Source organism: Shewanella submarina (assembly GCF_042646185.1).
Lineage (GTDB): Bacteria > Pseudomonadota > Gammaproteobacteria > Enterobacterales > Shewanellaceae > Shewanella > Shewanella corallii.
In genome coordinates this window covers 235,699-260,050 of record NZ_JBHRTD010000012.1, presented here as the reverse complement: position 1 = coordinate 260,050, position 24,352 = coordinate 235,699, and the positions used below count along the sequence as shown (strand labels likewise).

At 51.4% G+C, this 24,352-nt stretch carries 19 protein-coding genes; 13 read left to right on the top strand and 6 right to left on the bottom strand.

Annotated features, from left to right (window positions below; translation table 11 throughout):
- Positions 1-3: 3 nt before the first annotated feature.
- From ACFOE0_RS10135 to ACFOE0_RS10120, 4 genes are all read right to left on the bottom strand, one after another.
- Entirely contained in the window at positions 4-1,110 is a 1,107-nt protein-coding gene (locus ACFOE0_RS10135; protein ID WP_248935757.1) for an efflux RND transporter periplasmic adaptor subunit, read from the bottom strand.
- Between the two features lie 340 nt (positions 1,111-1,450).
- Positions 1,451-5,011, bottom strand: a complete 3,561-nt coding sequence (locus ACFOE0_RS10130) for an ABC transporter permease/M1 family aminopeptidase (RefSeq protein WP_248935756.1) — start codon at positions 5,009-5,011, stop codon at positions 1,451-1,453.
- An 11-nt stretch (positions 5,012-5,022) separates the two neighbouring features.
- Positions 5,023-5,901, bottom strand: a complete 879-nt coding sequence (locus ACFOE0_RS10125) for an ABC transporter ATP-binding protein (RefSeq protein ID WP_248935755.1) — start codon at positions 5,899-5,901, stop codon at positions 5,023-5,025.
- Between the two features lie 159 nt (positions 5,902-6,060).
- Positions 6,061-7,350 carry a citrate synthase gene (locus ACFOE0_RS10120; RefSeq protein ID WP_115138544.1) on the bottom strand — a complete coding sequence of 430 codons (1,290 nt, stop codon included), beginning with the start codon at positions 7,348-7,350 and terminating at the stop codon, positions 6,061-6,063.
- 412 nt (positions 7,351-7,762) lie between these two features.
- On the opposite strand from ACFOE0_RS10120, the gene sdhC reads away from it, so the two are divergent.
- The 10 genes from sdhC (at position 7,763) to ACFOE0_RS10070 (ending at position 19,088) form a co-directional block, all read left to right on the top strand.
- Positions 7,763-8,158, top strand: coding sequence for a succinate dehydrogenase cytochrome b556 subunit (sdhC, locus tag ACFOE0_RS10115; protein WP_248935754.1), 396 nt, complete (start codon positions 7,763-7,765; stop codon positions 8,156-8,158).
- A complete protein-coding gene (gene sdhD, locus ACFOE0_RS10110) occupies positions 8,152-8,499 on the top strand; it encodes a succinate dehydrogenase, hydrophobic membrane anchor protein (protein WP_115138542.1) in 348 nt (115 codons plus the stop codon). Before sdhC ends, sdhD begins: the two co-directional genes overlap by 7 nt.
- Positions 8,500-10,266 carry a succinate dehydrogenase flavoprotein subunit gene (sdhA, locus tag ACFOE0_RS10105; protein WP_248935753.1) on the top strand — a complete coding sequence of 589 codons (1,767 nt, stop codon included), beginning with the start codon at positions 8,500-8,502 and terminating at the stop codon, positions 10,264-10,266.
- Between the two features lie 15 nt (positions 10,267-10,281).
- Complete coding sequence (locus ACFOE0_RS10100) at positions 10,282-10,989, top strand: succinate dehydrogenase iron-sulfur subunit (RefSeq protein WP_248935752.1); 708 nt, start codon at positions 10,282-10,284, stop codon at positions 10,987-10,989.
- 187 nt (positions 10,990-11,176) lie between these two features.
- The gene (sucA, locus tag ACFOE0_RS10095) at positions 11,177-13,999 is read left to right on the top strand and encodes a 2-oxoglutarate dehydrogenase E1 component (protein WP_248935751.1); all 2,823 of its coding nucleotides are present in this window, start codon (positions 11,177-11,179) and stop codon (positions 13,997-13,999) included.
- Between the two features lie 28 nt (positions 14,000-14,027).
- Positions 14,028-15,224, top strand: coding sequence for a 2-oxoglutarate dehydrogenase complex dihydrolipoyllysine-residue succinyltransferase (gene odhB, locus ACFOE0_RS10090; RefSeq protein WP_115138538.1), 1,197 nt, complete (start codon positions 14,028-14,030; stop codon positions 15,222-15,224).
- A gap of 97 nt (positions 15,225-15,321) precedes the next feature.
- Positions 15,322-16,488 carry an ADP-forming succinate--CoA ligase subunit beta gene (sucC, locus tag ACFOE0_RS10085; protein ID WP_248935750.1) on the top strand — a complete coding sequence of 389 codons (1,167 nt, stop codon included), beginning with the start codon at positions 15,322-15,324 and terminating at the stop codon, positions 16,486-16,488.
- On the top strand, positions 16,488-17,360 hold the full coding sequence (gene sucD / locus ACFOE0_RS10080) for a succinate--CoA ligase subunit alpha (RefSeq protein ID WP_115138536.1): 873 nt from the start codon (positions 16,488-16,490) through the stop codon (positions 17,358-17,360). Before sucC ends, sucD begins: the two co-directional genes overlap by 1 nt.
- Positions 17,361-17,422: 62 nt before the next feature.
- Positions 17,423-18,322, top strand: a complete 900-nt coding sequence (locus ACFOE0_RS10075; RefSeq protein ID WP_248935749.1) for an AEC family transporter — start codon at positions 17,423-17,425, stop codon at positions 18,320-18,322.
- Positions 18,323-18,389: 67 nt separating this feature from the next.
- A complete protein-coding gene (locus ACFOE0_RS10070; protein WP_248935748.1) occupies positions 18,390-19,088 on the top strand; it encodes a 2OG-Fe(II) oxygenase in 699 nt (232 codons plus the stop codon).
- 4 nt (positions 19,089-19,092) lie between these two features.
- On the opposite strand, the gene ACFOE0_RS10065 is transcribed toward ACFOE0_RS10070, so the two are convergent.
- Both ACFOE0_RS10065 and ACFOE0_RS10060 read right to left on the bottom strand, forming a co-directional pair.
- Entirely contained in the window at positions 19,093-20,433 is a 1,341-nt protein-coding gene (locus tag ACFOE0_RS10065) for an ATP-binding protein (protein ID WP_248935747.1), read from the bottom strand.
- Positions 20,434-20,460: 27 nt separating this feature from the next.
- A complete protein-coding gene (locus tag ACFOE0_RS10060; protein ID WP_248935969.1) occupies positions 20,461-21,135 on the bottom strand; it encodes a response regulator in 675 nt (224 codons plus the stop codon).
- 195 nt (positions 21,136-21,330) lie between these two features.
- Between ACFOE0_RS10060 and ACFOE0_RS10055 the strand changes: the two genes are divergently transcribed.
- From ACFOE0_RS10055 to ACFOE0_RS10045, 3 genes are read left to right on the top strand one after another with little or no spacing between them, the layout of a single operon-like run.
- Entirely contained in the window at positions 21,331-22,185 is an 855-nt protein-coding gene (locus ACFOE0_RS10055; protein ID WP_248935746.1) for a putative selenate ABC transporter substrate-binding protein, read from the top strand.
- On the top strand, positions 22,185-22,865 hold the full coding sequence (locus tag ACFOE0_RS10050) for an ATP-binding cassette domain-containing protein (protein ID WP_248935745.1): 681 nt from the start codon (positions 22,185-22,187) through the stop codon (positions 22,863-22,865). Before ACFOE0_RS10055 ends, ACFOE0_RS10050 begins: the two co-directional genes overlap by 1 nt.
- The gene (locus ACFOE0_RS10045) at positions 22,858-24,345 is read left to right on the top strand and encodes an ABC transporter permease subunit (RefSeq protein WP_248935744.1); all 1,488 of its coding nucleotides are present in this window, start codon (positions 22,858-22,860) and stop codon (positions 24,343-24,345) included. Before ACFOE0_RS10050 ends, ACFOE0_RS10045 begins: the two co-directional genes overlap by 8 nt.
- Positions 24,346-24,352: the final 7 nt, after the last annotated feature.

The following is a 24,352-nucleotide window of genomic DNA, read 5'->3' as shown; positions in this document are numbered from 1 at the left end:
CCTTTACTGGTTGCCGGCGCTGTTGGCAACAACAGGAGTGGCGACAGCGGCCATGCCCTGCGGATTAATGATCTCTACCAAAGATTGGTCTTTCAGGTTTTGTTGACCACGGATAACCAGTTGCTCTCCCGCTTCCAGTCCACTGCGGATCTCAACTGTGTCGCCATTGCGGTAGCCCAGCTCAACTTCTCGGCGCTCGGCATTGCCTTCACTTACTACATACAGGGCCTGGCGGTTGTCCTGATTAATCACCGCCTGATAGGGCACGGTAATCACGTCTTCATGGGTATCATATTTGAGCTCAACCCGGGTAAACATACCGGCTTTCAGCTCTCGCGAACTATTGGGAACACTCAGGGTCACTTTAAAGGTGCCGCTGGAGGCATCCACCACAGGGCTTATCCTCAGGACACTGGCAGCATAGGCACGATTAGGATCGCGGCTGGTGTAGATATCAGCAGTTTGCCCCTGTTTTAAGCTTTGTAGCTGCTTTTCCGGCAGGTGCACAATGCCGTGCAACTCTTCCTGATTCACAATGTGGAAAAGCGGGTCAAACTCTTTGGCCATATTGCCCTGTTTGACATAGCGAACAGCAATGGTGCCGTCGATAGGGGAGAGTACCCGGCTTTCTTCAACCTGAAGTGCAGCCAGATCTCGCTGAGCCTTGGCTGCCTGCAGGTTGTACTCCAACTTAGCTATCTGCTCGGCGCTGACAAAGTTCTTGTTACTGATCTTTTTCAGGCGGTCCAATTCCTGCTCAATAATGGACACTTCTGCAATTTTGGCGTCCAGTGAATACTGCTGGCGGTCTGCATCGATCACAGCCAGCAGATCCCCTTTTTTCACTTTCATCCCTTCCTCGACCGGCAGGTATTCAATCATGCCTGCAATACGGGTCACCACTTTGGCCTCTTCAGGGGCTTCAAGCGTAGCTGTAGTACTGTAAAAAGAGGTGATATCACCGCGGGCGACAGAAGCTGTTTCAACCGGAATGGCATATTCCTTTTCTTCTTTTTTGGCTTCTTCCTGCTGACATCCTGTCAACCCTCCCAGCAGTGCCAATGAAACGGTGAGGGGCAGTAGTGATTTGCGCATAGTTCGTAATTCCATCTTGATTACCTGTATGTTCCGATTGAGGAACATCTAGCAGGTAGTGTGCCAAATGTGAAAATCGTTTTAATACAGTTGCTTACTGTTGTTGTGTTTGTGCTATCTGTGTTGCCTGTGCAAAATATGTAGCTTAAATGTTGATTAAGTGATGAATATGACTAAATACCCACATGGCTAAAAACGCAAGTTGAGCGCACGGCGTAATTGCAACAATTCATGTGCCCGTAAAAAATGCCTTGGGCCGGGATGGGATAGAAGTGGTAGTTGGTTGTTGTGTAAGACAGATTTTCCGGCAGGGAAGGAATACAGGCGCCGCTAATCAGCGCCTGTATTTTCAGGGTCAGAGTTTGAAAATATTATCTTTACTGTCTCTGTCGACCAGCTTCACAAACGGATCAACACCGACGTAGGTCGGGGCCGCATCCAGCTCGAATGACAGTTTATTCTCGCCACTTTGCAGTAGGTGCTTTTCGAGCAGAAGCACATCTTCCGCATTGGACAGGGTATCCGGGTCGGCTGCAAACAGGCCTATGTCAACCCGCTCGCTGAGCTCGGCTTGTTTTTCTTTACCCTCGTCATCAGCCTTCAGCTTGCCTGCGTGGATGATCAGATCTACCCGCACCTTACCATTCTCCAGAGTGGTCAGGGTTGCATCTTCCAGACGCAGGTCATAAAGGGTTATCTCCTTGAATGAACTATCGATAAAGGCCTGTTGCTCGGCATTCAGTCCCCGCTTGAGGTAGTCCACCAAATCCATTGTGGTCGGGAAGGGATCACTGCGATAGCGGAAGCGCTCGGCAAATGCACCCAGGTTGGCATTGAGCTGGGCTTCGCCGATGGCATCCTTAATTGCCATCATGATCACAGAGCCTTTTTGATAGTGAATGTATTGCTGGTTTTCGCTGCGAAGCAGAGGCATTTCAGCAATTCGCTCTGACGCACGACCACTGAGATAGCGGTCCAGCTCATACCTCAGGAAGCGGCGCAGCATATGCTCACCGTATTGACGCTCCATGACCATCAGGGCCGAGTATTGCGACAGGGATTCAGAAATGACAGCACTGCCCTGAACATTTGCCGCACCTACCTGATGTCCCCACCACTGGTGAGCAACTTCATGTGCAGTGACATAGTAGACAGGGTCAATTTTGTCCGGGTCACGCAGATCGGTAATAAAGCCGATACGCTCGGAGTAGGGGACTGTATTGGCGAAGCTTTGGGCAAAGCTGCGGTATCCCGGGAACTCCATGATACGCATTTGGCGGTGCTGATAGGGGCCGAAGGCTTCACTGAAGTAATCGATTGAATCGCGCACAGACTCCATCATTCGGTCTACGTTCCAGGGATGTGCAGCATGGTAGTAAACTTCAATGTTTATGCCTTTGTACTCCTCTTTCTTCACTGCGAACCGGCCCGATACTATGGAGAAGAAGTTCACCATAGGGCTGTCCATTTTGTAGTGAAAATAGTTGCGACCATCCTGTTGCCACTCGTTGATAAGGTAGCCTGGCACTATGGCTGTTTGATCTGCAGCGGTACTGACTGTGGCTTCAAAGTCGATAAATGTACCCTGAGCACCGAAGAAGTTCTCATTATGGAACTGGGTATCCTCCAGTTTGTTGGCTCTGTCTTTAGGCTCGAGCCCACGCTTTTCACGCTCATGACGGTCAAGCAGTTCAGAGTTTGGTTGATAGCCAAATATGGGCAACAGCGAGAAGTTATTGATAAAAGTGCCATTGTCGACAACTTCCCAGTCGAAGTCTGTTTCCGCTATGCCATTGGAGTCCCGGACCAGAGAGATTTCCCCTGAGACTTCTGCACCCGGTGCTACTGGTGAATCGAAGCTGAGCCAGCCCACAGGAAGATCCGGGTCCAACTCGCCGAATCTGGCTCCGGCTATATCAAAGCTGATGCTTTCAGGGTCTGTATGATCAGGTAAGGCGACCAGTACACGGGAAATGTTTTCGTCGGTATTATTCTGCCAACGCATTTCGACTCTGGCTCGTATCTGTCGATCTTCGGGGAAAATATCGAAGTACCCGGTGACACTCCTGGGAGACAGTTCGGGCATATCCTGATACTGACGATATCGTTTCTCGTAATTGGCCTGCCGTTCCAATCGGGCTTCATCTGTCAGGTAATGGTTCAGTATGGTGGTTTGGTAGAAGAGATAACCCCCCATGCAAACAAATACCAGAGAGGCACTAATTGCCAGCAATTTGCCACCATTCCCCAACTGGTAACCCAGAAGTTTTAGCCTGGCTTTGAGGCCAACTTCCGGGCCGCGACGATACAGGCCATAGGCGATTACAAACATGAGGACAGTAAAGGCTCCCCAATAGATCATATAGAGTCCATGGGTTTCAAGCTGCCAGCCATAGCCGTTCATATCTGAATACGGCATATAGGGTGATGCGGCGAAATTATTGAGACTGTGACCATAACCCCAGGTGGCCAGTACCAGGCTGATGATGTAGTAGCCAACGAACAGCCCCATCCCGGCATATTTGTTGGGCGCCAGTACCTGCAGAAAGAAAGCCAGCACCACAGACATCATTAGAGGAAGCAGGATTAAAAAGCCGAGACTGATAGCGTACTGGGTTAACTCCAGCTCCATCTGCCCTTTGATTAACTGGAAACTGATTGTGGTGGCCATGGCAAACAGGTACAGGAGTAACATCACCAGACTCAGGGCAACAAATTTTGAGCTGAGAAAGATGTTGTTGGACACAGGCATGGCATCAATGATGTCGCCAATCCCGGTATTTCGCTCGCGCCAGACAATTTCACCACAATAGTAAACCAGCACGATGACCATCAGCAGACCGGTGGAGCCGACAATCAGGCTTACCATATCCTGGGTCAGTGGCCAGTTACTGGTGCCATACCAATCCAAATCTCCGGTAAGCATGGGGCCAATCAGGTTGATCACTGTGAGTGCGCCAAGAATGTAGAAAGGCGCGCTGAAAAACACCTGTTTGATCTCAAAACCCACCCGGGTCCAGAACTGTTTGCTGCCGCTGATTACCGGCTGTCTTGCCAGCTCCTGCAGTGGCGGCATCGTTGGATTTTTGTAGGCCCGGCTCTTTTTAGCTTCAGTCTTACGTGTCATCGCCGGTTGGCGGTGAACGCCGCTCAACGCCAATACAGTCAAAGACAATCCCAGCCAAAGCAGTCGGTTTTGCAGCATAAGCCCTTCCAGCCCCATGCTGATGGTGTTTTTCTCCTCTATGGTCCAGTAGCGAGCGACCTGAGCAAAGGTTCGCAGACCAAATGGGTCCAGCAGCGCGGCAATCTCACGGTATTGAGGTTGACTGGCAAGCTGTCCGGCAAAGCCATAGAGCACAAACAAGGCGACTGCTGTGAGGTAAAGCGCCATCATGGAACGGAACTTCTGTGCCATGGCATAAAACAGCACCGACAGGAAAAACAGGGTAGGGGTAACCAATAGGAGCAGTGGCTTGATATAGAACCACAACGAGATTTCCCCGAAGCGACTGGAGTCAACCCAGGGCATTAATGAGCCCAGCAGGTGCCCCAGGGGGGCCAGAGAGAACAAAGTCAGTACCACCAGAAAGCTACCGAAAAAGCGTCCAAGTTGGTATTGCAGTGGAGACAGAGGCTTTACATAAAGAAGCTCCTCCATCATGGATTGCTGATTACGCACGGCGGAGCTGCCGACAAAATTCACTACAGCAAACATGGCGATGATGCCGGTAATCAACAAGGTTTGGCCGATGGCGAAGGGACTGTTTTTCAGTACTTCGCCGCCGCTGCCTATTTGCACTGTATCTGATGCTGTCGCAAAGAAGCACACCAGAAACAGCAGCAGGCCAACGACATAGAATGAGGGCTGACGCAGATAGTAACGCCACTCAAACGACAGGGTATGTAAGAACATGATGCCGCTCCTTATGCCACTTGTTGACGATGATTGTGTAGCGTCGAGAAGTAAAGATCCTCAAGTCCGGCATCGGTAGCTTCAAATTGATCCGGGCAGGTATCGGCCATCACATTCAACACAGTGCGACCGGCAAACAGGCGTTTTGAGATAACCGGCAACTGATTCTCAAGTTCTGCCGCATCCTGCTGGGACACGGTACGTTGCCAGATTTTGCCTTCAAGCTGGCTCACCAGTTGTTGTGGGTTGCCCTGGAGCAAGATGCTGCCGGATGCCAATACCGCCATATTTGGGCACAGTTCGGCAACGTCATCCACAATATGAGTTGACAGGATTACCACTCGCTCTTCCCCCAGGCTGACCAGCAGATTGTGAAAACGGTTGCGTTCTTCCGGGTCCAGACCCGCAGTGGGCTCATCAACAATAAGCAGCTTGGGGTCCCCCAACAGTGCCTGGGCAATACCGAACCTTTGGCGCATACCACCTGAGTAGCCGCTGACAGACTTTAATCTGTGTTGATAGAGGTTGGTGTGTGCCAGCAACCCCTCGACAATCTCTTTACGCTCTTTGGTGTTGTTTATGCCCTTGAGTACTGCCAGATGGTCAAGTAAGTCGATAGCGGTAACCCGCGGGTAGACGTTGAAATCCTGTGGCAGGTAACCGAGAGTTTTACGAATGGCCATGGGATCGGCAAATACATCAATGCCGTCGAAGGTGATGCTGCCGCTATCAGCGGATTGAAGCGTGGCGATGGTGCGCATCAAGCTGGACTTACCTGCGCCGTTGGGGCCGAGCAGGCCAAACAGCCCGGTGGGGATCTCAAGATTGACGTCGTTTAGCGCTTTTACACCGTTATCATAGGTTTTATTGAGGTTTTTTATGCTGAGCATGCTGGTATCCGGCTATTAGAATTAAATTTATCCGAAGTTACCAAATTGCCATGTTTCTTAAATGTAATAAATGTAACTGTTTGTATTGGTGATGGTTAGCCTGAGAAAAGACAATAAAAAAGCGCCCGAAGGCGCTTTTCGTTAAGGTTTAACCCCGGATTAATCTCTGTCTTTCAGTTCAACAAAGTTACGGGAGTCTTTACCTGTGTAGAGCTGACGTGGACGACTGATCTTGTGACCAGGCTGATCCAGCATCTCTTTCCAGTGTGCAATCCAGCCCGAGGTACGTGCCAGGGCAAAGATTACGGTAAACATACTGGTTGGGATACCAATGGCCTTCATGATGATGCCAGAGTAGAAATCTACGTTTGGATACAGCTTCTTGGAGATGAAGTACTCATCGTTCAGCGCGATACGCTCAAGCTCCATAGCAACATCCAGCAGAGGATCATCAATTTTCAGCTCTTCCAGAACTTCATGACAGGTTTCACGCATCACTTTGGCGCGTGGGTCGAAGTTCTTGTAAACCCTGTGACCGAAGCCCATCAGACGGAAAGGATCATCCTTGTCTTTGGCGCGTTCGATAAACTCAGGAATGCGATCAACAGTACCAATCTCTTCCAGCATGTTCAGACAGGCTTCATTAGCACCACCATGTGCAGGTCCCCACAGGGACGCAATACCTGCTGCGATACAGGCAAATGGGTTGGCGCCGGAAGAGCCGGCCAGACGAACAGTAGACGTTGATGCGTTCTGCTCATGGTCCGCGTGCAATACAAAGATGCGGTCCATAGCACGTTCAACGATTGGGTTAACCTTGTAGTCTTCGCACGGCACAGCAAACATCATCTGCAGGAAGTTACCTGCATAGCTGAGCTCGTTACGCGGATAGATAAAGGGTTGACCCTGAGAGTACTTGTAGCACATGGCCGCAATGGTCGGCATCTTGGATACCAGACGGAAAGCAGCAATACGGCGGTGCTTGGGATCATTTACATCCAGCGAATCCTGGTAGAAAGCAGACAGTGCTCCCGTTACGCCACAAAGCATGGCCATTGGGTGAGCGTCACGACGGAAGCCACGGAAGAAAAATGCCAACTGCTCGTGGACCATGGTGTGGGTCTTTACCGTTTCGACAAACTGGGCATATTGCTCTTTATTAGGCAGTTCGCCGTAAAACAGCAAATAACAAAGGTCCAGATAGTTGGACTCTTCAGCCAGTTGGTCAATCGGGTAACCTCGGTGTAACAGTACACCTTTGTCGCCGTCAATGTAGGTAATTGCTGATTCACAGGATGCTGTCGCCAAAAAGCCTGGGTCAAAAGTGAAGTAACCTGAGCTTCCTAACTTGCTGATATCAATGACATCGTGTCCAGCGGTCCCTTGTTTTACCGGTAGTTCAATTGAGCCATTTTCAGGCAATTCCAATTTGGCTTTCAAATCAGCCATACCCCGTTCTCCTTACTTCATTCTTATGTGAGTGCGGCATATCAAACCAGCCATACTTTACAGGCAACACAGATCACATTTCAATTTAAATAAGCGTTTAAATTGATTAGACCTTGGTCTGAAAGCTTGAGGATTACTATACCCAGTCTAGACTTATCGGGTTAATGCCTCAAAAAAAACAATATTTCGATAATGTGATGTTTGTATTTGACATTTAGCACTTGTATACTTTGAGCGCCCATCTAGGGTTGCAAACGCACTTATCTGAATATCATTTTTTTTACAAGCGAAGGCGATGATATTCCGATTGGTAAACCGTTTGTTTAAAAACATCGTATCTAAAGCCAGTGTTCGTGACGTTCGTCATGGAAAGTAGTTTTACTAACGATTCAAATAACAAAAATAGTGCTCAATGGAGCTGAGTGAGCAGAACGTGAAAAAGCAAAGACCTGTCCATTTAGATCTGCAGACTATTCGTTTCCCTGCGACTGCAATCGCATCCATTCTTCACCGTATCTCCGGTGTCATCATGTTGTTTGCTGTAGGCATCCTTATCTGGTTGCTTAACACATCCTTGTCATCCCCTCAGGGATTCGCCGAGGTGCAGGCGCTGTTTGATACTCTACTGGTGAAGTTCATCGTCTGGGGTATTCTCACCGCACTGGGCTATCACATTCTGGCGGGCCTCCGTCATATCGTGATGGACACTGGTCGTTGGGAAGAACTGGAATCGGGTGCAGCAAGTGCCAAAGCCGCTATGGTTCTGGCGATTGTGTTCTCAGTTATCGTGGGGATCTGGGTATGGTAACGAATGCAGCAAGCTTTGGTCGCAGCGGCGTCCATGATTTTATTCTGATACGTGCCAGTGCCGTGGTGCTGGCTTCCTACGCCATCTTTCTGGTTGCTTTTATTGCACTGAGCTCTCCGCTGACTTATGAAGTCTGGAGTGGTCTGTTTGCCTCGCTGCCGATGAAGATTTACACCCTGGTAGCTTTGGTTGCCTTGCTGATCCACGCCTGGATCGGTATCTGGCAAGTGCTCACCGATTACGTAAAGAACATTGCACTGCGCGGCGTATTGCAATTCGCCTTTGTTGTAGCAGCCCTTTCTTACCTGGCTGCAGGCTTGATTATCGTGTGGGGTGTTTAAGTGAGTATTCCAGTTCGCGAATTTGATGCCGTGGTAATCGGCGCAGGTGGTGCGGGTATGCGCGCTGCACTGCAAATCTCCAAGGAAGGCAAGAGCTGTGCGCTCCTGTCTAAAGTATTCCCAACCCGTTCTCACACTGTGTCTGCACAGGGTGGTATCACAGTTGCACTGGGCAATGCCCACGAAGACAACTGGGAATACCACATGTATGACACGGTAAAAGGTTCCGACTTTATCGGTGACCAGGACGCCATTGAGTACATGTGCCAGACCGGCCCTGAGGCCATCATCGAGCTGGAAAACATGGGCCTGCCATTCTCCCGTTTTGATAATGGCACTATCTATCAGCGTCCATTCGGTGGTCAGTCCAAGAACTTTGGTGGTGAGCAGGCGGCCCGTACCGCTGCTGCCGCTGACCGTACCGGCCACGCACTGCTGCACTGTCTGTACCAGCAAAACGTTAAAAACAAAACCCAGGTGTTCTCTGAGTGGTACGCCCTGGATCTGGTAAAGAACGAAGACGGTGCCATGGTAGGCTGTACTGCTATCGATATCGAAACCGGTGAAATTGTTTACTTCAAAGCGAAAGCGACTGTACTGGCCACAGGCGGTGCAGGTCGTATCTACGCTTCGACCACCAATGCTCACATCAATACCGGTGACGGTGTTGGTATGGCGGCCCGTGCCGGTGTGCAGCTGCAGGACATGGAAATGTGGCAGTTCCACCCAACAGGTATTGCAGGCGCCGGTGTACTGGTAACTGAAGGTTGCCGTGGTGAGGGTGGTTATCTGCTGAATAAAGATGGCGAGCGCTTTATGGAGCGTTATGCACCGAATGCCAAAGATTTGGCGGGTCGTGACGTGGTTGCTCGCTCAATGATGACTGAAATTCGTGAAGGTCGCGGCTGTGATGGTCCTATGGGTCCACACATCAAGCTGAAGCTGGACCATCTGGGTAAAGAAACCCTGGAAGCACGTCTGCCAGGCGTATGTGAGCTGTCCCGTACCTTTGCTCACATTGACCCGGCCGATGGCCCAATTCCGGTTATCCCAACCTGTCACTATATGATGGGTGGTCTGCCTGCCAAAGTCAGCGGTCAGGTTGTTCGCAAGAATAATGACGGCAGTGAATCTGATGTCGTTGGCCTGTTTGCAGTGGGCGAGATTGCCTGTGTGTCTGTACACGGCGCCAACCGTCTTGGCGGTAACTCTCTGCTGGATTTGGTGGTATTCGGTCGTGCGGCCGGTCAGCACCTGGGTAAGGCACTTGATGAGACGCCAGACCCGAAAGCGGCTTCCACTGAAGAAGTTGAAAAATCTCTTGAGCGCCTTAAGCGTTGGGAAAGCAACAAAGACGGTGAAGACCCGGCGGTTATCCGTAAAGACCTGCAGATGTGCATGCAGTTGAACTTCTCTGTATTCCGCAGCGGCGGTGCCATGAAGGAAGGTCTGCAGGAGCTGCAGAAGATCCGTGAGCGTCTGAACAACGCCAAGCTGTCTGACAACTCCCGTGAATTCAACACTCAGCGTATTGAGTGTCTGGAGCTGGACAACCTGATGGCAACGGCGATTGCTACTGCTTATGCGGCTAACTTCCGTACTGAAAGTCGTGGTGCTCACTCCCGTGAAGACTTCCCTGAGCGTGATGATGACAACTGGCTGTGCCACTCTTTGTTTGACCCAGTCAGCGAAGAGATGGATCGCCGCGCAGTGAATATGTCACCCAAGACCCGCGAAGCCTTCCCACCCAAGAAGCGCACCTACTAAGGAGGGGATGAAACGATGAAACTTGAATTTTCTATCTATCGTTACAACCCGGATGTGGATACCAAGCCACGTATGCAGGACTACACCCTGGAAGTGGACGAAGGCGTCGACATGATGGTGCTGGATGCTCTGCTACTGCTGAAAGAGCAGGATACCAGCCTGGTTTTCCGTCGCTCTTGTCGTGAAGGGGTTTGTGGCTCTGATGGCATGAACATGAACGGTAAGAACGGTCTGGCTTGTATCACGCCTATCTCTACCTTCAAAGGTAAGAAGGTGGTGATTCGCCCACTGCCCGGTATGCCGGTAGTGCGTGACCTGGTAGTGGACCTGTCTCAGTTCTACCAGCAGTACGAGCGTATCAAGCCGTACCTGATTAACGATGAGAAGAAGCCTGCCCGTGAGCACCTGCAAAGCCCTGAAGAGCGTGCGCATCTTGATGGTCTGTATGAATGCATCATGTGTGCCTGCTGTTCTACCGCCTGTCCATCCTTCTGGTGGAACCCGGACAAGTTCGTGGGCCCAAGTGGTTTGCTGCACGCGTATCGCTTCCTGATCGACAGCCGTGATACTGCGACTGATGAGCGTCTTGCTGATCTGGACGACGCCTACAGTGTATTCCGTTGCCACAGCATCATGAACTGTGTGGATGTATGTCCAAAGGGACTGAATCCTACCAAAGCGATTGGTCATATCAGATCAATGCTGTTAAACCGGGCGGTATAGATGCAAGATACTGAGCAACAACCTATAATCAGGTAGCTCATTGAGAGTCACTTTCCTCATTATGGGAAAGTGACTCTTTTGTGTCAGGGATGACACGCGCCATTGGACGGGAATCCGGGGCGGCAGAATATAGTATTACGCTGGGCCAAAAAGCTAAGCACGTGTATCAAGTTTGAAAGGAATAGCAATGCACCAAGGCACTATGAAAGCCTGGCTCGATTCATCTCACCTGAGTGGTGCTAATTCGACCTATGTCGAAGAGATGTATGAGGCCTATCAGGACGATCCCTCATCGGTCACTGACGACTGGCGGGCGGTATTCGATAATCTCCCAGTGGTTAACGGGTCAGCTGTAGATGCCCCGGAAGCCGCACATTCCAAAGTTCGCGACTACTTCCGTAGTTTGGCACTGGATACTCGCCGAGGCGGCGCAAGCCGGGTATCGGATCCAGAATTGGATGCCAAACAGGTTAAGGTGCTGCAGATGATCAACGCACACCGTTTCCGTGGTCACCAGAACGCTAACCTTGACCCCTTGGGCCTGTGGAAGCGTGAACCTGTCAAAGAACTGAATCCAGCATTCCACGGCCTTGACGCCGACGATATGGACCGTGAATTTAACACGGGTTCATTCGCTCACGGCGGCGAGACCATGAAGCTTTCCGAGCTGATTAACGCTCTGAAGGCTACCTACTGCGGCTCCATCGGCGCCGAGTACATGCACATCACTGATACGGAAGAGAAGCGTTGGATCCAGCAACGTCTCGAACCGACCATGGGCAAAGCCCAACTTTCCAAAGAAGAGAAGACCCGCATTCTTGAAGGTCTGAACGCCGCTGAAGGTATGGAAAAGTACCTGGGTGCCAAGTTCCCCGGTGCCAAGCGTTTCTCGCTGGAAGGTGGTGATGCACTTGTGCCTATGATGCGGGAAATCCTGTATCAGGCTGGTGAAGCCGGCACTAAAGAAATTGTTATCGGTATGGCTCACCGTGGCCGTCTGAACCTCCTGGTTAACGTACTGGGTAAGCGTCCGGGCGAACTGTTTGATGAATTTGCCGGTAAGCACAAAGCGGAATTGGGCTCAGGTGATGTGAAGTATCATCAGGGCTTCTCATCCGACTTCGAAACACCCGGCGGTAACCTGCACCTGGCACTGGCCTTTAACCCATCTCACCTGGAGATTGTAAACCCAGTAGTGATGGGCTCTGTGCGTGCCCGTCAGGATCGCCGCAAGTGTGATTCTGGCCTGCAGGTGATGCCAATTACTATCCATGGTGACAGCGCCATTACCGGTCAGGGTATTGTGCAGGAGACATTCAACATGTCTCAGACCCGTGGCTTTAAAATTGGTGGCAGCATCCGCATCGTGGTGAACAATCAGGTGGGCTTTACCACTTCATTGCATCAGGATGTTCGCTCTACTGAATACTGTACCGATATTGCCAAGATGGTACAGGCGCCTATTTTCCACGTGAATGCAGACGACCCTGAAGCGGTTGCCTTTGTTTCACGTCTGGCTGTGGACTATCGCAATACTTTCCGTCGTGACGTAGTGATTGATCTGGTTTGTTACCGTCGTCATGGTCACAACGAAGCTGATGAGCCAAGCGCAACCCAGCCGTTGATGTATGCCAAGATCAAAAAGCACCCAACCCCGCGCAAGCTGTATGCGGATCAGTTGATCGCTGAAGGCTCCCTGGGCGCAGATGACGTTACCGGCATGATTAATGACTATCGTGAAGCTCTGGACCAGGGCGAGTGCGTGGTTAAAGAGTGGCGTCCAATGACGCTGCACTCAGTGGACTGGTCTCCCTTTATCGGTCATGACTGGGATGTCGCTTATGAGCCTACGTTACCGATGGAGCGCCTGCAGAGTCTGGCCAGCCGTCTGACCGACGTGCCTGAAAGCCACAAGTTGCAGTCCCGCGTCGCCAAGTTGTACAAAGACCGTTCTGCCATGGCAAGCGGCGAAAAGCTGTTGGACTGGGGTTTTGCCGAGACACTGGCTTACGCCACTATTCTGGAAGATAAAAAGCGGGTTCGTATCACAGGTCAGGATTCCGGCCGTGGTACCTTCTTCCATCGTCACGCTGTGCTGCATAACCAGAATGATGGCACTACCTATTTGCCTCTGCGTAATGTGGCGGATGAGCAGGGGCCAATCGACATTACTGACTCTGTGTTGTCTGAAGCTTCCGTGCTGGCGTTTGAGTACGGTTATGCCACTGCAGAGCCAGGTGGTCTGACTATCTGGGAAGCTCAGTTCGGTGACTTTGTAAACTGTGCTCAGGTTGTTATCGATCAGTTTGTTTCATCAGGCGAGCAGAAGTGGGGCCGTTTGTGTGGCCTGACCATGCTGCTGCCACACGGTTATGAAGGTCAGGGACCAGAGCACTCCAGTGCCCGTCTCGAGCGCTTCCTGCAGCTGTGTGCCGACCACAATATGCAGGTGTGTGTGCCGTCGACTCCGGCGCAGGTATACCACATGCTGCGTCGTCAGGTGGTGCGTCCTATGCGTCGTCCACTGATTGTGATGTCACCAAAATCTCTGCTGCGTCACCCGCTGGCGGTATCAAGCATGGAAGAACTGGCAAACGGTACCTTCCAGAATGTGATTGGCGAGATTGATGAGCAAGATCCGAGCAAAGTGGATCGTGTGGTGTTCTGTAGCGGTAAGGTTTATTTCGAACTGCTGGAACGTCGCCGCAAGGAAGGTCTGAATAATATCGCCATTGTCAGGGTGGAGCAGTTATATCCATTCCCACATGCAGAAATGGACGCCGAGCTGGAGAAATACCAGCACGTGAAGGAGTTCGTCTGGTGTCAGGAGGAGCCTCAGAATCAGGGCGCCTGGTACTGTAGTCAGCACCATTTCTGGACAGCCATTCCCAAGGGCGCAACTTTGACCTATGCAGGGCGTGAAGCCTCTGCCGCCCCGGCCTGTGGTTACCCTGAGCTGCACAATATGCAACAGCAGCAGCTCGTCAATGACGCACTGAATCTAAAGTAATAGACATTTATAAAAAGGATATTGATCCATGAGTATCGAAATTAAGGTACCCGTCCTGCCAGAATCTGTTGCCGATGCCACCATCGCAACCTGGCATGTACAGCCCGGCGAGCAGGTTTCCCGTGATCAAAACCTGGTTGATATTGAAACTGACAAAGTGGTTCTGGAAGTGGTTGCCCCTGAAGATGGCCAAATCACAGAATTCCTGGCCCAGGAAGGTGACACAGTACTGGCGGAGCAAGTGATTGCTGCCTTTGCGCCAGGTGCCGTTGCCGGTCAGGAAGTGACCAAAGCCGAAGCTCAGGCTGCCGCACCGGCGCCAGCTGCTGAAGAAGCTGCAAGCGATGAAAGCAATGATGCTCTGAGCCCATCTGTACGTCGTCTGATTGCCGAGCACGGGGTTGACGCCAGCCAGATCAAGGGTACAGGTGTAGGCGGTCGCATCACCAAAGAAGATGTAGAAAGCTTTGTGAAGAACAAAGGTGCTGCACCTGCAGCAGCTCCAGCGGTTGCACCTCTGGGTGAGCGCAGTCAGAAGCGTGTGCCTATGACGCGTCTGCGTAAGACCATCGCTAACCGCCTGCTGGAAGCCAAGAACTCGACTGCCATGCTCACCACCTTTAATGAGGTGAACATGAAGCCGATTATGAACATCCGTAAGCAGTATCAGGAAGAGTTCGAGAAGAAGCACGGTATCCGTCTGGGCTTTATGTCTTTCTACGTGAAGGCTGTGACCGAAGCACTGAAGCGCTTCCCTGAAGTTAACGCGTCAATCGACGGCGACGATCTGGTTTATCACAACTACTTCGATGTGAGCATCGCTGTATCGACTCCACGTGGCCTGGTGACTCCGGTTCTGCGTGATACCGATACCATGACCCTGGCTGAAATCGAGAAAGCAGTCCGTGAACTGGCGATTAAAGGCCGTGACGGTAAGCTGACTGTTGATGATATGACTGGCGGTAACTTCACAGTGACCAACGGCGGCGTATTTGGCTCGCTGATGTCCACCCCAATTTTGAATTTGCCCCAGAGTGCGATCCTTGGCATGCACGCCATCAAGGACCGTCCTATGGCAGTAAATGGCCAGGTAGAAATTCTGCCTATGATGTACCTGGCACTTTCCTACGACCACCGCATTATCGATGGTCGTGAGTCTGTGGGCTTCCTGGTAACCATTAAGGAATTCCTGGAAGACCCAACCCGTCTGCTGCTTGACCTCTAAGCAAGCCGACAAGGCCTGCCGTAAGCGGCGGGCCAACCCTCGTGATTGGTCCCCAGGGCCAGTTGGAACTGACAAAGTAGTATATGGATAGATCATCATGAATTTGCATGAGTATCAGGCAAAAGCCCTGTTTGCCGAATATGGATTACCTGTGTCAGAAGGTTTCGCCTGTGATACCCCTCAAGAAGCGGTAGAAGCAGCGGGCCGGATTGGCGGAAATATGTGGGTTGTTAAGTGTCAGGTTCATGCCGGTGGCCGTGGTAAGGCTGGTGGTGTGAAAGTGACTGGCGACAAGGAAGAGATCAGAGCATTTGCCGAGCATTGGTTGGGCAAGAACCTGGTGACTTATCAGACAGATGAGAATGGTCAGCCTGTTGCCAAGATCCTGGTAGAAAGCTGCACGGACATTGCCAATGAGCTGTACCTGGGTGCGGTCGTTGACCGTGGTACTCGCCGCGTTGTATTTATGGCTTCCACCGAAGGCGGTGTAGAGATTGAAAAGGTGGCTGAAGAGACACCTGAGCTGATCCACAAAGCCATTATCGATCCACTGGTAGGCCCTCAGCCATACCAGGCTCGCGACCTTGGCTTCAAACTGGGCCTGAATCCAGTTCAAATGAAGCAGTTCACCAAGATCTTCATGGGTCTGGCGAACATGTTTAACGCCTATGACTTTGCACTGCTGGAGATTAACCCTCTGGTGATTACCGACGAAGGTAACCTGCACTGTCTGGACGGCAAAATTGGTGTTGATGGTAACGCTCTGTTCCGTCAGCCTAAAATCAAAGAAATGCACGACCCTTCTCAGGATGACCCACGCGAAGCCCATGCAGCCAAGTTCGAACTGAACTATGTTGCGCTGGACGGTAACGTTGGTTGTATGGTGAACGGTGCGGGTCTGGCCATGGGTACCATGGACATTGTTAACTTGCATGGTGGCAAGCCAGCCAACTTCCTTGACGTAGGTGGTGGTGCAACTAAAGAGCGTGTTGCTGAAGCGTTTAAGATCATTCTGTCTGATGACAATGTGAAGGCGGTTTTGGTTAACATCTTCGGTGGTATCGTGCGTTGTGACATGATTGCTGAAGGCATTATCGGTGCAGTGAAAGAAGTTGGTGTTAACGTTCCAGTGGTTGTTCGTCTGGAAGGTACCAACGCTGAGCTGGGTCGTGAAGTATTGGCGGGTTCAGGTCTTGATATCATTGCGGCAACCAGTCTGACTGACGCGGCCGAGCAAGTTGTAAAAGCTGCGGAGGGCAAATAATGTCTGTATTAATTAACAAAGATACCAAAGTCATTTGTCAGGGATTCACCGGCGGACAGGGTACTTTCCATTCTGAGCAGGCGATCGCCTACGGTACTCAAATGGTTGGTGGCGTTTCTCCGGGTAAAGGTGGCCAGACTCATCTGGACCTGCCTGTATTCAACACAGTAAAAGAAGCTGTTGCAGCGACTGGTGCAACTGCCACTGTTATCTATGTGCCTGCACCTTTCTGTAAAGATGCCATCTTCGAAGCTATCGACGGTGGTATTGAGCTGATCGTATGTATCACCGAAGGTATTCCAACGCTGGATATGCTGGACGTGAAGGTTAAGCTGGAAGAAACCGGCGTTCGCATGATTGGCCCTAACTGTCCGGGTGTTATCACTCCAGGTGAATGTAAGATTGGCATTATGCCAGGTCACATTCACAAGCCAGGTAAAGTGGGCATTGTCTCCCGCTCTGGTACTCTGACCTATGAAGCGGTTAAGCAGACCACTGACGAAGGTTTCGGTCAGTCTACCTGTGTCGGTATTGGTGGTGACCCAATTCCAGGTACCAACTTTATCGATGTACTGGAAATGTTCCAGAACGACCCACTGACTGAAGCTATCGTAATGATTGGTGAAATCGGTGGTACTGCTGAAGAAGAAGCAGCCGAGTACATCAAGGCTAACGTAACCAAGCCAGTGGTATCTTATATCGCGGGTGTTACTGCGCCAGCCGGTAAGCGTATGGGCCACGCCGGTGCCATCATTGCCGGTGGTAAAGGTACTGCAGACGAGAAGTTTGCGGCGCTGGAAGCTGCCGGTGTAACCACTGTTCGCTCTTTGGCTGACATTGGTCGCGCACTGCGAGAGAAGACTGGTTGGTAATCCAACCGGAATAGAGAAAGGCGCTCTGTGATGAGCGCCTTTTTTGTGGGATTTTTAGACCTATGTCGATAGTCGAGATAATTCTTCCCTTACTGCTGGTGGCTGCCTGCGGATATGGCGCGTCCCGCAGTCGCTGGTTTTCTGCTGAGATGGTCAAAGGCGTCAGTGTACTGGCCTTTTACATCTGTATTCCTGCGCTGTTATTTTCAGCCATGCTCAAGGTGCCGCTTGAGTCCAGCCTCAATCCCGCTGTGTTGATGGCGTTTTATCTGCCTGTGGTCAGCGTGTTTCTGGTGACTCTTGCGGTTGCTGCGCTGATTGGCACAAGGGGCGTTAAACAAAGTGCAGTGCTGGGGTTGGGGGGCAGTTATTCCAACACACTGCTCGTAGGTTTGCCTGTGATTATCGCCGCGTACGGCGAGGCGCAGATGGCCAATGTGTTCCTGATTATTCCGTTTCACAGCGCTGTGCTGTTTGGGCTGACTTTTGTGATAAGTGGCTTTGGTAAGCCGCTGGAGCTGATTAAAAGCCTGGTGTTTAACCCTGTGGTGTCCAGCATAGGGTTGGGCTTACTTGGGAATGTGTTGGGACTGAGCTTACCTGTGACGCTGGACGCAGCCCTCGAGATGCTTGCCAAGCCTGCTATTCCCTGTGCCCTGTTTGTGCTCGGCGCCAATCTGAATCAATATCGATTGTCCGGTGCCATGACGTCGGTTGTATCTTTGTCGATGGTTAAGTTGATGCTGTTGCCCGCTATGGTCTACTGGCTTGGCAGTAGCCTTGAGCTGAGTTCGCTTGAGCGGGCTGTCACCGTGCTGTTGGCCGCCAGTCCATTGGGAGTGAATGCTTATTTGATAGCGGTCCAGGTCAAACAGCATGAGAAAGAGATCGCCGGTGCTGTGGTACTGTCAAGCACGCTGGCCGTTGTGAGCGTCAGTTTTTGGCTTTGGGTACTGACCTGAGATTGCAGCTGTGGGGTTGTCTCATTATAGTGGAGCCAGACAGGGACTATAACAAACAGGTAACACCATGGATTTTATTGAAGTTTACCCCAACGCGCTGCCGGATGAATTTTGTGATCGCTTGATTGAGACCTTTGACAAGCATCAGGGGGTGACGCCGGGACATACGGGTCACGGCGTCGATCCGGAAAAGAAGCTCAGTATGGATCTGATGTTGGATGCGCACCGTGAGCTGGATGGTGTTCGAAATGAGCTGCTGCAATACACCCTTGCCACATCAGTAGACTATTTCAATAAATATCCGCTGGCCATGATGGGAGCTGTGGCGGTTCAGGTCGCGGATGAAGCGGGAAAGCCGGTAACCCTTACGCCGGAGAACTTTGAGCAGTTGGGACGACCCAGAACTGAGGCGCTAATCCGCTACCTGTATCGCAGTGGCACCATTAATATTCAGAAGTATGAGCAGGCAAAGGGCGGTTACCCTCACTGGCACTCAGAGCAGTTTCCCCAGGCAGGCCATAACGAAGCTCTGCACAGAGTGGTGCTCTATATGTTCTATCTCAACGATGTGGAAGAGGGCGGCGAGACAGAGTTTTTTTATCAGGGCCGTAAAGTACGTCCTACCAAAGGCACCATGGTGATTGCCCCTGCGGCATTTACCCACTCCCACAGAGGTAACAAGCCCCTGAGCGGTGACAAGTATATTGCCACCTCCTGGATTATGTTTAACCGGGCTGAGCAGTTATATGGTCAGCCAGGAAAATAGTGGGTTATACCGGTAGTCTGACTCTGAACAGGGCGCCTTCCAGTACTGAATTTTCAATGGTCAGGGTGCCCTGGTAGCTGGAGACAATCTCATCACACACCGCCAACCCAATGCCCTGGCCCGGTGAGCGACTGTCAGCCCTGACACCTCGCTGCAGTACCTTATCTCTCAGGCTCTCTTCAATGCCGGGGCCATCATCTTCGACCACGAGTTCAAACTGACCATCACGGCTGACTGCGCTGACTCTGACTTCACTGATACAAAGACGATAGGCGTTTTCCATCAGGTTGCCCAGCAGCTCCATCAAATCCTCCTGACCACCGGGAAACATCACATCCTCGCTCACACAGCTGGTCAGCTTTACCTGCTTCTCACGGTAGACCTTGTCCAGCATCATTGTGATTTGAGACAGCATAGGCGTGAGCAGAACCGCCTCCTGCTTGAGACCTTTGCGGCCCATGGTGGCTCGCTTCAACTGATACTTCACCAACTGATCCATCTGGCCAATTTGCGCCATAATCCTGTCATTAGCTTCTTCACGGGATAGGCTTTTATCGTCGGTAATCGCATGCACAGCTGCCAACCGTGTTTTAAGGCTGTGGGCCAGATCATTCATGGAATGTTCAACCCGTTGCTGCTGATCGCTTGCCTGCCTGAGCAGCTGGTTCAGGGCTGCACTGACTCCCTCCAGTTCGGTAGGGTAGTCCGCTGACAGTTCGCTGGATTTGCCCTGATTAATGGCCAGCAGTTCATTGCGCATGGTGACCAGAGGTCTAAGCCCCCAATAGCCAGCGCTGGCCAGCAGGATAAAAGCAGCCCCCATAACCAGCGCCAGTCGCCAATAGGTGCGTTCACTGAACTCCCGGTTCTCCTGCTGGATCTTGGCGGCATCTTTCATCACCAGCAGACTGTATTTCTTACCACCCAGCTCAACAGCCAATAGATAGGCGTAGTAGCCCTTGCCACCGGCCGGTTCGATAAAGTAGGGGGGAGAGTCACTCCGTATTTCGTCAAACTTCTCGCAGGCATCAAAAAGCTTTAATTCTGTGGCTTTGGCTGACGTCCAAAGTTGGGAGAAGTCAGGCCCACAGGCCGCCATCACATAGCGTTTGGGTAACCGGTTTCGCTCCAGCCAATCCACATTGGGGGGGAGTTGTTTACTCTCCCTGAGTTCTGCTGCCACTGAGGGGATCTCGGCGATAAGCTCGGCTGTCTCTTCGTTATAGGCATTCTGCTCATGGAGCACATTGATAAGGACAGCCAGGCCAAGGCCAACCAAAGCTATGATGGTTAAAGAGGTGAAGAACATGCGCGCCATCAGGCGCTTTTTCATTTTCAATGGCATAGTGGCTGTCGCTTAAATGGCAGGAGTTTACTCAACAGTTTGAGTAAATCGGTAGCCCTGTCCGCGTATGGTGACGATAGGGCATTCAATATCATCCCGGGTCAGCTTCTTACGCAGGCGGCTTATCATCACCTCAATGGTGTTGGGATCACCTTCTTTGTCGCCATACAGGACATCCAGCAGACGCTGCTTGGCCACTACTTCGCCATGATGGCGCATCAGGTATTCCAGGATCTGATACTCAAAGGCGGTGACTTCCAGTTCATCTTCTTGCCAGAACACCTGTTTGGCTGCCAGATCCAACTTTATCGCGCCACTGATGATGACAGGGCGGACAAAGCCGGAGCTTCTGCGTACCAGGGCATCGAGTCTGGCGACCAGCTCCTCTTTCTGAAAAGGCTTAACCAGATAATCGTCGGCACCGGCGTTAAGGGCGGTCACCTTATCCTGCCAGTTAACCCTGGCGGTCAATACCAGCACAGGCGCTTTAACTCCCTGAGCCCGCATCTGTTGAATTAGCTGCACGCCGTCGCCATCAGGCAGGCCAAGATCGACAATGGCGACATCTATGGGGTAATCGGATGCCTGATACAGGCCTTCTGTGGCTGTTGGCGCAACCTGAACCTGATTGCCCAATTCACTGAGCTGCACCTTCAGATGATGAGACAAAATAGGATCGTCTTCTACTACCAGGATTCTCATTGTCATACTCCACGCCTTCTAGTTAGCCGTCATCTTACATCTTGAACAAGACGCTGTAAAAACAAGTTGTTAGCTTAATGTACAAGGGCTGAACCCGGGCTGAATCGAGAATAAACAGCCAAGTTGAGAAAAAATTGCTTGAGTTTGATGGCGTGGTGGTTAAAGTTGCGTAAAAAATTATACGGCTAACATGTGATGAAACTGTTTAAACACTGTCTTTTTATAGCTTTGATTGCTTTTGCTTCAATCGCCCGGGGAGAGGTGTTTACCTTTACTGCCATTCCGGATGAGGACGAAACACAGCTGAAACTGCGTTTTGAAAAGGTGGCACGTTATCTGGAAAAAGAACTCGGGGTAGAGGTTAAGTATCTCCCGGTGAAATCCTACTCTGCAGCTGTCACCGCGTTTCGTAATAATCAGGTGCAACTCGCCTGGTTCGGGGGATTGTCGGGCGTGCAGGCCAGACGTTTGGTGCCGGGTTCCGACGCGATTGCTCAGGGTTTCGAAGATCAGTTCTTTAAAAGCTACTTTATCGCCCACAAAAGTGCAGGACTCACGCCAACCACGGGTTTCCCCGGTATGAGTGGGCTAACTTTCACCTTTGGCTCCAAAGACTCAACTTCAGGTCGCCTGATGCCGCAGTTTTATATCGAGCGTAATCTGGGTAAAAGGCCGAAAGAGATATTCAGTCGTATAGGTTTTTCCGGTGATCACAGTCGCACTATCGCTTTGGTGCAGTCTGGTGTTTATCAGGTCGGGGCGGTGAACTATAAGGTATGGGAAACCGCAGTAGCCAAAGGCAAAGTCGATACCAACAAGGTGGAGATTGTGTGGGAAACCCCTTCCTACCCGGATTATCAGTGGACAGTCAGGGCGGGCGTTAATGATGTTTATGGTGAGGGTTTTAAAACCAGGCTGACTCAAACCCTGTTGGATATGAATGACCCTGAGCTGCTGGCCAGTTTCCCGCGTAAATCATTTGTCCCTGCAGTCAATCAGGACTACCTGCCCATCGAAGAGCTGGCCCAGAGCATAGGCCTGCTGGATTAATGCTTGAGCTGGTTGATCTTAAGCTGAGTTATGGTGATACGCCTGTAGTGACAGGCGTTAACCTTAAGCTCAGACAGGGAGAGAAGCTGGCTATCCTTGGGCCTTCCGGTGGTGGTAAAACCACTCTGCTGCACCACATCTATCAAAGCCTGCCCAAAAGCAGCACCGCACTGTGTGTTCAATCCAAAGCGCTGGTAGATAACCTGAGTGTGTTTCATAACATCTATATGGGCGCGCTGGACCGCCATTTATGGCTTTACAACCTGCTTAATCTGGTTTGGCCATTCCCCAAACAAGGTTCCGCAATCAGTCTGCTGTGTCAGGAATTGGAGCTGGACCTTCCGCTCCATAAACCGGTAACCCAACTTTCCGGCGGCCAGCGTCAGCGTGTCGCCATCGGCAGAGCCCTTTATCAAAAGGCGCCTGTTCTGCTGGCCGATGAACCTTTCTCAGCTCTGGACGGTGAGATGAGTCGTCGCCTATTGGCGACGCTCAAAGCATCATTTTCAACGCAAGTCGTGGTGATGCATGACGCCAACCTGGCCCGTGAGGCGTTTGACCGGGTAGTGGGGATAGCTCAGGGAAGGGTTCTGTTTGATCTGCCGGCTGCTGAGGTGAATGAATCTGTGTTGGCGAGGCTGTATAAGCAGGAAAACAAGTTAGAGTGCTTTGATGGCTGAGACAGTCAAACCCGCCGGATGGCGCCCCGGCTTTTGGCAAAAGCAGGCAATGTGGCTCTATCTGATTGGCATGCTTGCCTGGTGGCTGGCGGATATTGCCGTGCTTGTCATCGATCCCTGGCACGAACTGAAGTTGATGGCTGCGGGGTTGTTGACACCCGAGCTTGGCAAAATGGAGTATCTGCTGACTGCGATTTGGCAGACAGTGGCTTTTGCGCTGCTGGGTGTAGCCCTTTCTCTGCTTATCGGTTTACCTCTGGCGCTGATTTACCATCACCCCTTGGTTGCGGCTGTGTGTGCTTTTGTTCGGGCCATACATGAGCTCTTCTGGGCGCTGTTGTTGATGCAGGTTTTTGGCTTATCTCCATTAACCGGGATTTTGGCAATAACCCTGCCTTTTGCCGTGACCTTTGCCCGGGTTTTTCATGACATGTTAAGGCTGACACCCTCATCACTGGAGCAGTCTATCCCAGGTGACAGGCTCAGCCGCTACGTTTATGGCCAGATGGCCAATGTGTGGCCGCAAATGGAAAGTTATATCCGGTACCGATTTGAGTGTGCTCTCAGAAGCAGTGCCGTGCTGGGATTTATTGGTCTGCCTACTCTGGGTTTCTATCTTGAGTCTGCTTATTCCCAGGGGCACTATCATCTTGGTGGCGCCTTATTGCTGTTGTTTATTCTGCTGATTGGGACCTTGAAATACTGGTGCCGCCGCATGCTTATTCCGCTGATGCTGTTACTGGCGTTGATCTGGTTGCCCCAGGCCCCGCAACTGGACAGTCTGACATTGCTCGCCGGTTTTATCTCAGATCTGCTGCCTTCGGCGGTAGTTAACGCCAGCGGGGGAGAAGGGGTGTTGATTGCGCTGCAAGCCTGGCTGTTGCCCCTGTTTAACGAGCAGATTTGGCCCGGGTTAATGGCAACTTTGCTGCTCGCGTTGGCGGCTTTGGTGCTGACACATTTGCTTTCTCTACTGGCAATGCCTTTGGCATGTCGCCGTTTTTGGCGACTTTGGTTTGTTGGTCGCGGAATGTCTCTGGCGCTGAGATCGACGCCTGAATATCTGTTGGCATTTATTTTTGTGCTTCTGTTTGGGCCGTCAATGCTGCCCGGAATTTTGGCGCTGGCTCTGCACAATGCAGCCCTGTTGGTATTTCTTTCATCCCGTCAGGCCGATACCTTGCCTGCTGAGGTGACTCAGATCAGGGCAATGGATGACTGGTATTTCAGAGTGCTGCCAGCGATTTATCCCAATGCCATGGCACTATTGTTTTATAGGTTTGAAGTGATACTCAGAGAGAGCGCCATCCTTGGCATTATTGGTGTGGCAACACTGGGCTTTTATGTCGACAGCGCGTTTTCAGAACTCAGGTATGGCAATGCCCTGATACTCTTACTGGCTGTGGCGGCCCTGAATATTGTGGTGGATGCTGTCGGCAGGGCGTTCCTTACCCGAACCGACAAGCCTTTACACTGCTGACAGGAAG